This is a genomic window from Polaromonas sp. P3_C2 (assembly GCF_056402675.1).
Genome location: NZ_JBFUGX010000060.1, coordinates 1 through 10,608, shown reverse-complemented (window position 1 = coordinate 10,608; position 10,608 = coordinate 1). Strand labels below are relative to the sequence as shown.

9 protein-coding genes are annotated in these 10,608 nt (G+C 65.1%); 8 read left to right on the top strand and 1 reads right to left on the bottom strand.

Annotation, left to right across the window (positions count from 1 at the left end; translation table 11 throughout):
• Nucleotides 1-58: 58 nt before the first annotated feature.
• From AC1DWI_RS04600 to AC1DWI_RS04590, 3 genes are read left to right on the top strand one after another with little or no spacing between them, the layout of a single operon-like run.
• The gene (locus AC1DWI_RS04600) at nucleotides 59-802 is read left to right on the top strand and encodes an ABC transporter ATP-binding protein (protein ID WP_477670354.1); all 744 of its coding nucleotides are present in this window, start codon (nucleotides 59-61) and stop codon (nucleotides 800-802) included.
• Complete coding sequence (locus tag AC1DWI_RS04595; protein ID WP_477670355.1) at nucleotides 799-1,545, top strand: ABC transporter ATP-binding protein; 747 nt, start codon at nucleotides 799-801, stop codon at nucleotides 1,543-1,545. Before AC1DWI_RS04600 ends, AC1DWI_RS04595 begins: the two co-directional genes overlap by 4 nt.
• A 6-nt stretch (nucleotides 1,546-1,551) precedes the next feature.
• Entirely contained in the window at nucleotides 1,552-2,172 is a 621-nt protein-coding gene (locus AC1DWI_RS04590) for an ATP-binding cassette domain-containing protein (protein WP_477670356.1), read from the top strand.
• A gap of 20 nt (nucleotides 2,173-2,192) precedes the next feature.
• Here the strand turns inward: AC1DWI_RS04590 and AC1DWI_RS04585 are convergent, their stop codons facing one another.
• Nucleotides 2,193-3,995, bottom strand: a complete 1,803-nt coding sequence (locus AC1DWI_RS04585; protein WP_477670357.1) for a sigma 54-interacting transcriptional regulator — start codon at nucleotides 3,993-3,995, stop codon at nucleotides 2,193-2,195.
• Nucleotides 3,996-4,267: 272 nt separating this feature from the next.
• Between AC1DWI_RS04585 and AC1DWI_RS04580 the strand changes: the two genes are divergently transcribed.
• From AC1DWI_RS04580 to AC1DWI_RS04560, 5 genes are all read left to right on the top strand, one after another.
• Nucleotides 4,268-5,722: a benzaldehyde dehydrogenase gene (locus AC1DWI_RS04580; protein ID WP_477670358.1), complete on the top strand. Its 1,455-nt coding sequence runs from the start codon at nucleotides 4,268-4,270 to the stop codon at nucleotides 5,720-5,722.
• 81 nt (nucleotides 5,723-5,803) lie between these two features.
• Nucleotides 5,804-6,571, top strand: coding sequence for a coniferyl-alcohol dehydrogenase (locus tag AC1DWI_RS04575; protein WP_477670359.1), 768 nt, complete (start codon nucleotides 5,804-5,806; stop codon nucleotides 6,569-6,571).
• Between the two features lie 85 nt (nucleotides 6,572-6,656).
• Nucleotides 6,657-8,336, top strand: coding sequence for a DUF1302 domain-containing protein (locus tag AC1DWI_RS04570; RefSeq protein WP_477670360.1), 1,680 nt, complete (start codon nucleotides 6,657-6,659; stop codon nucleotides 8,334-8,336).
• 23 nt (nucleotides 8,337-8,359) lie between these two features.
• Entirely contained in the window at nucleotides 8,360-9,718 is a 1,359-nt protein-coding gene (locus AC1DWI_RS04565) for a DUF1329 domain-containing protein (RefSeq protein WP_477670361.1), read from the top strand.
• The coding region (locus AC1DWI_RS04560) for a WD40/YVTN/BNR-like repeat-containing protein (RefSeq protein ID WP_477724446.1) at nucleotides 9,718-10,608 on the top strand (891 nt) is incomplete at its 3' end. The genes AC1DWI_RS04565 and AC1DWI_RS04560, both read left to right, overlap by 1 nt.

The window sequence follows — 10,608 nt, the reverse complement described above, 5'->3', positions numbered from 1 at the left end:
CACGGCCGCGGCGCACTGTGGTGGCCAAACCCGTGACAACCCCCGCCGGAGGTGCACTGTGAAGCTCTTCGAGGCCAGCGGCCTGTCCAAACGCTTTGGTGCCCAGGTGGTGCTGCAAGACATCACGCTCAGCTTCAGGGAAGGTGAGCTCAACGGCATCATGGGCCCCAACGGCGCGGGCAAAACCACCTGCTTCAATGTGCTGACGGGCCGCTACAAGCCCGACCGCGGCCGTGTGACCTTTGCCGGCGAGGACATCACCGGCCTCTCGCCGCGGGAGATTGCCCGCAAGGGCGTGTCGCGTTCCTTCCAGATCATGAATTTGTTCGACAGCTACACCGCGCTCGACAACGTGCTGGTGGCCACGCCGCATGTGCGCAGGCAGGGCTTCAACCCCTGGCGCGATCTGGGCGCCGACAGCACGGCCCAGCAACTGGCCGCGGCCATCCTCGAGCGCGTCGGCCTCAAGGGCAAGGAGCACGTGCTGGCCAGCAGCCTGTCTTACGGCGAGCGCCGCGCGCTGGAGATCGGTGTAGCACTCGCAGCCGAGCCACGCATGCTCTTCCTCGACGAACCCACCGCCGGCCTGGGTGCCGAAGGCACGGCGCGCCTGATGGAGCTGGTGAAAGAACTCAAGCGCCAGCTCACGATTGTGATCATCGAACACGACATGAATTTCCTCTTCAAGCTCGCCGACCAGATCTCCGTCATCCACTGGGGCCAGGTCATCAGCCATGGCACGCCTGACCAGTTGCGTGAAAACGAATGGGTGCGGCGGTCCAACCTGGGGGCGCTGGCATGAGCGCGGTCCTGAAGTCCGTCATCAAAACCGTGTCGCCGCAGGCCGACATGCTGGCGGTGAACCGCATAGACACCTACTACGGCGAAACGCAGGTGCTGTTCGACATATCGCTGAAAGTCGGCGCCGGCGAAGTGGTGGCACTGCTGGGCCCCAACGGCGCGGGCAAGACCACGCTGCTTCGCTCCGTGCTCGGCCTCACGCCGCCACGCAAGGGCAGCATTGCCTTCGACGCGTGCGACATCACCCGTATGCCCACGCACGAGATCGCCAAGGCCGGCATGGGCTGGGTGCCGGACGACCGCCGCATCTTCCCGACGCTGACGGTAGCGCGCAACCTGGCTATCGCCCGCAAGACCACGCGCTTTCGCCCCTGGCAGGAGAAGGAATGTTTTGAAATCTTCAGCGCGCTCGAATACCTGATGCACCGCGAGTGCGAAAACCTCTCGGGCGGCGAAATGCAGATGGTCGCAATCTCGCGCGCGCTGCTGGGCTCGCCCGGCCTGGTGCTGTTCGACGAACCCAGCCAGGGCCTGGCGCCCAAGGTGGTGCAGGACGTGATGAAAACCATCAGCCGGCTCAAGGCCGAAGGCATCGCGGTGCTGGTGGTCGAGCAAAACGTGCAGAGCGCACTACAGGTGGCCGACCGCGCCTATGTGATGAACCAGGGCGTGATCGTCCACGAGGGCCCTGCGGCCGATCTGCGCAACGACGCCGCCTTGTGCCGGCAGCTTTTGGGAGTCTGAGCCAGCATGAGCCATCCACTGTTACGCGTCGAGAACGTCGCCAAGCAATACCAGCATGGCGTCTTCCGCAAGACGACCACCTTTTCACTGAACGCCGATTTCGAGGTGCACAAGCCCTGCGTGGTTGGTGTCATGGGCCCCAACGGTTCCGGGAAGACCACGCTGTTCGAACTGATCACCGGTAGCAACCTGCCGAGCGCGGGCCGCGTGCTGGTCAACGGCCAGGACATCCACCAGGTGCGCACACGCGAACGCGACCGGCTGGCGATCCACTACCACCAGTCATACCAGGTGCGGTCATTTCAAAAGACCAAACCCGACTTCATGCTGGCGCATGCGCAGAGCGATTCGCCGCTGGTGCACCTGTTCGACGAACCGCAGTTCAACACGCAGGATGGCTACATCGGCTTCATGCTGGACTTCTTCGCCAAACTCAGGGCCAACGGCCGCCTGGTGTTTTTATGCCTGCATCCCAACGAGCCCTACCACGTCGACATCCTGCGGCAATGCTGCGAGCGTTTCATCTTTGTACAAAAAGGTGCGGTCAGCGAAGCGCCTGACTTCGACACGCTGGCGCGCGACGAGAAGGTCAGGGCCTACCTGGGGGCGCTGGCGCCGGCAGCTTGATCCACGGCCCCGCACGCGGTTCAAATCAGGCTGTGTTTTCTGGCGCGGTAAGCCAGCTTCGCCCGCGTGGTGTTGAGCCGCCGCGCCGCTGCCGAGAGATTCCCCTGGCAGGCGGAGATGGCGCGTTCCAGCATGTCGCGCTCGGTTTGCTCCAGGGACTGCTGCGAAGCGGCGGTGCCAGCCGGCACGGGATGCGCACCGGCCGGCGCACCGTCGAAGTTCAAAGTGCCTGAGCTGCCCTGCATCCGCAAGGTCATGACCTCGGTGCTCAAGGTCTCGCCGCCGGTGAACAGGTGGTGCACGTCGATCAAGCCGTCGGCATCGGCCATGATCACGGCGCGCTCGATCAGGTTTTGCAGTTCGCGGATGTTGCCGGGAAAGTCGTAGTTCAGCAGCGTGCGCACCGAGGCCTGCGTGAAGCCGCCGGTGTTGCAGCCGTGCTTGCGCCGGTAGTGGTTGAGGAAGTGGTTCATCAGCAGGGGAATGTCGTCGCGTCGCTCGCGCAGCGGCGGCAGGTGAATGGGAAACACATTGAGCCGGAAAAACAGGTCTTCGCGGAACCGGCCTTCGCGCACGGCCTGGCGCAAGTCCTCATTGGTGGCGGCCACCACACGCACGTCGACGGCGATGCCGCGTGTGCCGCCCACGCGTTCGACCTCGCCCTCCTGCAGGGCGCGCAGCAGCTTGCCTTGCGCCACAAAACTCAGCATGCCGATTTCGTCCAGGAACAGGGTGCCGCCGCTGGCCCGCTCAAAGCGGCCCGGCCGCGAATGGCTGGCCCCGGTGTAGGCGCCGCGCTCTACGCCGAACAGCTCGGACTCGATCAGGGTCTCCGGGATGGCCGCGCAGTTCACGGCAATGAAAGGCTGCTCTTTGCGCGGGCTGATCCTGTGCAGCATGCTGGCGAATTTTTCTTTGCCCACGCCCGACTCGCCCGTGAACAGCACGGTGGCCGTCGTGCGTGCCACCCGGCTCAATTGATGGCAGGCCGCGTTGAAGGCGGATGAGGCTCCCACCATCGCGTCGCCGGCCGGCATGTCGCCGGTCGCCAGGTCGGCCGGGACCGATTCGCTGCGCGCATAGGCCGCGGTGTCGACAAACTCCCGGGCATTCAGGTAGCGCATGTCCTCTTCAATGTTGTCCCATTTGTCGGCGGACTTGCCGACCACCCGGCATTGCGCCTGGCCCATGGACCGGCACATGGTTTCCCGGAAAACGATGAGGCGGCCGAACAGCGTGCTGACGTAGCCCGTGGCGTAGCCCACCTGCATCCAGCAGGCCGGGGAGCCACCTATGCCGTAGGCGGCAATGTGTTCATCGTCCTCGCTGGAGTTGTGCCAGATGAATTCGCCTTCATAGCCGCTGGTGTCCGGGTCGTAGGTCACGCTGACCAGTTCGACCTTCACCACGCCCTCGAGCGCATGCAGGCGCGTGCCGGCCATGGCGGCAGCCGGCGGGTCGGCGTCGGGCCAGTGCTTGCGCACCAGCTGGGCATCACGGGCGCCGCTGACATAACCGGCGCGGGTGAACAGGCCGCGGGCTTTTTCGATGCCCAGGCTGTCGATCATTTCGCGGCGCATGGAACCGAGTGCCTCGGTGTGCAGCAACACCATGCGCTGGTCCTGCAGCCAGATGCGCCCGTCACCCGGTGAGAAGAACAGGCATTCGCTGATGTCCGCGATCGTCGGGTGCGTGTCGCCGCCGATGTGCGTGCTGGCAAACCCGCCCATGGCCTTGGCCACCGACGCGCTGTCGAAGCTGCCCAGCGCGACCCCGGTGGCCCGAGCCACCTCGGCCAGGGAAATGCGATCGGATGCGCGCATGGCTTTGCTCCTCGATTTGATTGATTTGATTTGATCAATTGGTGAAATTTGATTCAACTTTATAACTATTTGATGAAGAAAACATGGGTGGTTTCCATGTGCTGCACCGCAGCAAACATACCTAGGGTATGTCCCCGTTTTCCCAGTGAAAAAGCTTTGGGTGCAGCGCAGCAAGCGGGCCCTGGCACGCGGCGCTGGTACATGCATTGCGATACAGGAGCACGACGCGCCGATGTGGCGAGCTGATCAAACAACCGTAAGGACAAAAGCAAATGGGTGTATCCGACGCGATGGCATTTCTGGATTTCTCCGCGCTGGCGCAAGCGCCGCTGGGCGGCGGGAAGCGCGACGTTGTCGAGCCCGCGACCGGCAAGGTGATGTGCACGGTGGGCATCGCCAACGCGGCGGATGTGGCCGCGGCCACGCGGGCGGCGGCCAATGCACAAAAGCCCTGGGCCGCCCTGCCCCCGCGCGAGAGGGCCGACGTCTTCCGCCGCGCCGGCGCGCTGTTCCAGCAGCACTTCGACGAACTCGCGCTGTATGCCACGCGGGAGACCGGCGGCATATTGCCCAAGGGGCAGCATGAGATACGCGAAGCCATCACCATCTGCCACCTGGCCGCCGCCATGCCGCTGCAGCCCCAGGGCCATGTGCTGCCCAGCGTGCCGGGGCGCACCAGCATCGCCCGCCGCGTGCCGCACGGCGTGGTGGGTGTCATCTCGCCCTTCAACTTTCCACTGATCCTGACGCTGCGCGCGGTGGCGCCGGCGCTGGCCGCGGGCAATGCGGTGGTGATCAAGCCCGACACCCGCACGCCGGTGACCGGAGGCCTCATGATCGCACGCATTTTTGCGGAGGCGGGCCTGCCCAAGGATTTGCTGCATGTGTTGCCCGGCGACGCCGAAGCCGGCGAAGCCTTGGTCACCGACCCGCTGGTGCCCATGATMGCCTTCACCGGCTCGCCCGCGGTGGGCAGGCGCATCGGCGAGCTCGCGGGCAAGCACCTCAAGAAGGTGTCGCTGGAACTCGGCGGCGCGAACTCGCTGATCATCCTGGACGATGCCGACCTGGACATTGCCGCGAGCAACGCCGCCTGGGCCGCCTACCTGCACCAGGGCCAGATCTGCATGGCCGCCAACCGCATCCTCGTTCACCAGAGCATCGCGGCCCCGCTGCTGCAGCGCCTGGTCGCCAAGGCCACGCACCTGCCGGTCGGCGACGGTGCCACCGGCCAGGTCGCGCTCGGGCCGCTGATCGATGCGCGCCAGCGTGATCGCGTGCATGCCATCGTGCAGGACAGCATCAAGGCCGGCGCCAAGCTGGAAGCCGGCGGAAGCTACGACGGCCTGTTCTACAAGCCGACGGTGCTGTCCGGCGTCAAGCCCGGCATGCGCGTGTTCGATGAAGAGACCTTCGGCCCGGTGGCCAACATCGTCACTTTCGGCAACGACGAGGAAGCGGTCGCGCTGGCCAACAACAACACCGGCAGCCTGGCCTGCGCCGTGATTTCGCGCTCGGTGGGCCGCGCCATGGCGGTGGGGCAGCAGCTCAAGGCCGGCATGGTTCACATCAACGACCAGACCGTCAACGACGACTGCGTCAACCCCTTCGGCGGCCCTGGCATCGCGGGCAACGGCACCAGCGTGGGCGGCCCGTCCGACTGGGAGGAATACACGCAATGGCAATGGATGACCGTCAAGGACACCGCGCCCATGTTCCCGTTCTGAACGGACCGCTTCAGCTTTTTCGATTTTTTTGGCTCACCACATCAAGGAGACCTTCATGAATCCACACACCCGGGAGGCTTTATGAGCCTGCAAGGCAAAACCATTGTCATCACCGGCACCTCGTCCGGCATCGGCGCCGAGGTGGCCAGGCTGGCGCGCTTTCAGGGCGCCACGGTCATCGGCATGGACCGCAACGATCCCAGCCTGACGCTGGACGGCTTCATCAAGGCCGACCTCGGCACCGCCGCGGCCATCGATGCCGCCGTGGCCCAGTTGCCGGCGCAGGTTGACGCGCTGTGCAACATCGCCGGCGTACCCGGCACGGCAGACGGCGAGCTGGTGGCCCGCGTGAATTACCTGGGCCTGCGGCATCTGACGGAAAAGGTGCTGGCGCGCATGCCGCGCGGCGGCAGCATCGTCAACGTGGCGTCCATCCTGGGCGCCGAATGGCCGCAGCGGCTGGCCCTGCACAAAGAGCTGGCGGCAGCGAAGGGTTTCGAGGCCGGTGCCGCCTGGCTGCGCAGCCACCCTGTGCCGCAAGCCACCTGCTACCAGTACTTCAAGGAAGCCTTGATCGTCTGGAACGCCACGCAGTCGCAGGAGTGGTTCCTGGGCAAAGGTGTGCGCATGAACTGCGTGGCGCCCGGCCCGGTGTTCACGCCCATCCTGGGCGACTTCGTGGCGATGCTGGGCCAGGAGCGCGTTCAGGCCGATGCCCACCGCATGCTGCGCCCCGGCTTTGCCGACGAAATCGCACCCGTCATCGCATGGCTGTGCGGCGACGCCGCGCGCTGGGTCAGCGGCGCCAACATTCCTGTCGACGGCGGCCTGGCCTCCACCTATATCTAACTATATCTAACGCTGACACGCCGCGGGTGCGAGGGCACCCATCCCCCATTCACGTAACAACGACGACATAACGAGGAGACATTCGATGAACAAGGTATTCACACCCTTCAGGCCAGCCACGCTGGCCTTGGCCTGCGGCCTGGCTTGCGCACTGCCGGCTCACGCCCTGGAACTGGACAACGGCGACCCCGACACCAAAATCCGGCTGGACTTCACACCCAAGTACAGCCTGGCCTGGCGGCTGAAGGACCCGTCCGCACTGCTCACCTCGCCGGCCGCCCGCGGCGATGGCGGTGTGACCAATGAAAACGATGGCGACCTCAACTTCAAGAAGGGCCTGATCTCCAACCGCGCCGACCTGTTGACCGAATTTGACTACAGCCGCAGCAACTGGGGCCTGCGCATCAGCCACTCCGCCTGGTACGACTCGCAGTACCTGCGCGCCAATGCCAATGACGGCACGGCAGGCGTCAGCAACTTCGCCGGCCAGGCCGCCAACCAGTTCGTCCCGGCAACGCGGGACCAGCACGGCCGCGGTGACGAATTCCTCGACGCCTTTGTCTGGGGCAAGGGATCCATCGGCAGCATGCCGGCCTCGATACGCGTCGGCAAGCACGCGCTGCAGTACGGGGAGAGTGTGTTCTTCGGCCAGAACGGCATCGCCAACGCGCAGGGCCCGGTGGACATCGCCAAAATCGTCTCGGTGCCGAACTGGCAGTTCAAGGAAGTGCTGCTGCCGGTGGAGCAGATCTCCGGCACGCTGCAGGTGGCCGAGGGCGTGACACTGGGCGGCTACTACCAGCTCAAGTGGCGGCCCAGCAAAATCCCCGGCGTCGGCAGTTATTTCTCCAACCAGGACTACATAGGCGGCGGCCGGGTCTACCTCGGCGGGCCGGTGCTGCCCACCGACACCAGCCGCGACCAGAAGCCGGGCGACAGCGGCCAGTTCGGTGCCCAGTTGCGTTGGGCGCCGGCCGGAGGCAACTATGAGTTCGGCGTGTACGCGGCACGCTACAACGACAAGACCCCGGCTGTTCCGGTGTTTGACCTGATCAACGGCAATGTGCACAACGTCTATGCCAAGGGCATCAAGACTTTTGGTGCCAGCGTCACGTCATCGATAGGACAGCTCAACTGGGCACTGGAGGGCTCGGTGCGCACCGACGCGCCACTGGCCAGCGACCCCGCCGTGCTGGGCGGTGCACCCTTCATGCCACCGGCCAACTGCGACGGCTCTCCCTCCAACCCGTGCTATGCAACCGGCAAGACGGCGCACCTGAATCTGTCGGGCATTTACGTGCTCAACAAGTCCAGCCTGTGGGACGGCGGCGCCCTGGTGGCCGAACTGGCCTGGAACCGGCTCATGAGCGTGACCAAAAACCCCAGCGCCGTCGGCTTTGGCGGGCTGGATCCCAACGCAACGCGGAACGCGGCGGCGTTCCGCATGATCTTTGAGCCGCAGTACTTCCAGGTTTTGCCCGGCCTGGACCTGTCATTCCCGCTGGGTCTGGGCTACAACTTCGGCGGCCGTTCCGCAGCCGTTATCAACTTTGCCGGCGGGGCCAGCAAGGCGGGCGACGTGAGCATAGGCATCAAGGGCAAATACCAGAACGTCTGGAATTTCGCCTTGAACTACACCGCCTTCGTCGGCAAGGAAAACACCCTGACCGTCACGGACCCCAGCACCCCCACCCGCATGCTGTCCTACGGACAGACCCTGAAAGACCGCAACTTCGTTTCCTTCACCGCTTCCCGCACTTTCTGAAAAACATTACAGAGACAACCATCATGATGCAGACCGCAAAACACTCATTGCTCGTGGCCGCCCTGCTGGCCGGCGCCATGTCCGCCCAGGCCGCCGTCACCGCCGAAGAGGCCGCCAAACTCAAATCCTCGCTGACGCCCATGGGCGCCGAGAAAGCCGGCAACAAGGACGGTACCATTCCGCCGTGGGAAGGGGGCCTCGCCAAGGCCACCCCGGGCTACAAGAACGGCGATGCCCGGCCCGACCTSTATCCCAACGAAAAACCCATCCTGTCGATCAACGCCAAAAACATGGCGCAGCACGCCGACAAGCTGACCGACGGCGTGCAGGCGCTGATGAAGAAGTACCCCGACTTCCGCATCGACGTCTACCCCACGCACCGCACCGCGGCGGCGCCGCAGTCGGTGTACGACAACACCTTCAGGAACGCCACCCGGGCCAAGACCATTGAAGGCGGCTACGGCATGGAAGGCGCTTTCGGCGGCACGCCATTTCCGATTCCCAAAGACGGCTATGAAGCCATGTGGAACCAGCGCACAGCCTGGCGCGGCGGCAACTTTTCCATGCCGATGCGCGTGTGGGTGGTGACGTCCGATGGCAAGCGCACCATGGCCTCCGGCGGCACGCAAACCATACGCCAGGCCTTCTACGACAAGGACGGGAGCGCCGAAAAGTTCGACGGCTACTACCAGTACGGCAAGCTGGTGGTCAACGCACCGGGCTCCAAAGCGGGCGAAGCCATCCTGGCGCTCGACGGTGTTTCGGATGCCGCGCCGCGCGGCCTGTGGCAGTACCTGGTGGGCCAGCGCCGCGTGCGCAAAGCGCCTTCCGTGGCGTATGACACACCCGACTCGGTGACCTCCGGCATCGGTCTGTTCGACGAGGCCTTCACGCTGTTTGGCCCGATCGACAAACACGAATTCAAGCTGCTGGGCAAGAAGGAAATCTACATCCCCTATAACAACAACCGCGCAGCTTCCGCCAAGATCGAAGACCTGGTGACGCCCAACACGCTGAACCCGACCCAGGTGCGCTGGGAGTTGCACCGCGTGTGGGAAGTCGAGGCCACACTGGCTGCCGGCAAGCGCCATGTGGTGCCCAAACGCAAGTACTACATCGACGAAGACTCCTGGCAGATCGCGCTGTTCGACGGCTGGGACGCCAAAGGTCAGCTCTGGCGCACCAACTACGCACTGATGCTGACGGCACCGGACGTCCCCGCCGTGACCAACGTCGTGCTGTGGGGCGGCTATGACATGCAGACCGGCGCCTACTACCTGAACATGGCCTCCAACGAGCTGCCCAAACAGTATGAAGTGCAGCCGCCGATCCCGCGCTCCTTCTTCAGCGCTGAATCGCTCGCCAGCGAAGGCGCTCGCTGATGACCGGAAGTGCCCAGCCTCGCGTTGCGCGGCGGACAGCCCTGATGGGGCTGCTCGGCTGGGTGGCCTCCGCTGCACTCCCCGCATGGGCTGCCAACGGGCCCGCCGTATTGTCACAGCCGGCGCTGGTCACGCCCAAGGCGTCAGGCGCGGCCACATTGGCCGTGACACGGGCCGGCACCCGGCTCGTGGCGGTGGGAGAGCGCGGCACGGTGTTGCTGTCGGATGACCATGGCGCCACCTGGCGACAGGCGCAGGTGCCTGTGCAAGCCACCTTGACGGCCGTGTGTTTCGCCGATGAACGCACCGGCTGGGCCGCAGGACATCTGGGCGTGATTTTGCGCAGCGTTGACGGCGGAGCCACCTGGGAAAAACAGCTTGACGGCATGCAGGCGGCCGAGCTGGTGAAGCAGGTAGCGCAGCGCAGCGGCGACAGCCAGGCCATGGCACAGGCGGAGCGCCTGGTGGAAGAAGGTGCGGACAAACCGTTCTTTGACCTGGAATTCGTGGATGCCCGGCGCGGCTTTGCCGTCGGTGCTTACAACCTGATGTTTGCCACCGAAGACGGCGGCAAGACGTGGGCCGCATGGGGACTACGGCTGCCCAACCCGAAAGCCCTTCATCTGTACGGCGTGCGCGCCCACGGCCGCACGCTGGTGATCGCCGGTGAGCAGGGCTTGCTGCTGCGCTCAAGTGACGGCGGGGCCAGCTTTACCGCGTTGCAGTCACCGTACAAGGGCAGCTTTTTCGGCCTGCTGCGCACCCGAGGCGGCGCGCTGGTGGCCTACGGCCTGCGCGGCTCGGCCTACCGCTCGACAGACGAGGGCGTGCACTGGGACAAGCTCGACACCGGCGTGCCCATGGCGGTGGGAGCCGGCATGGCTTTGCCG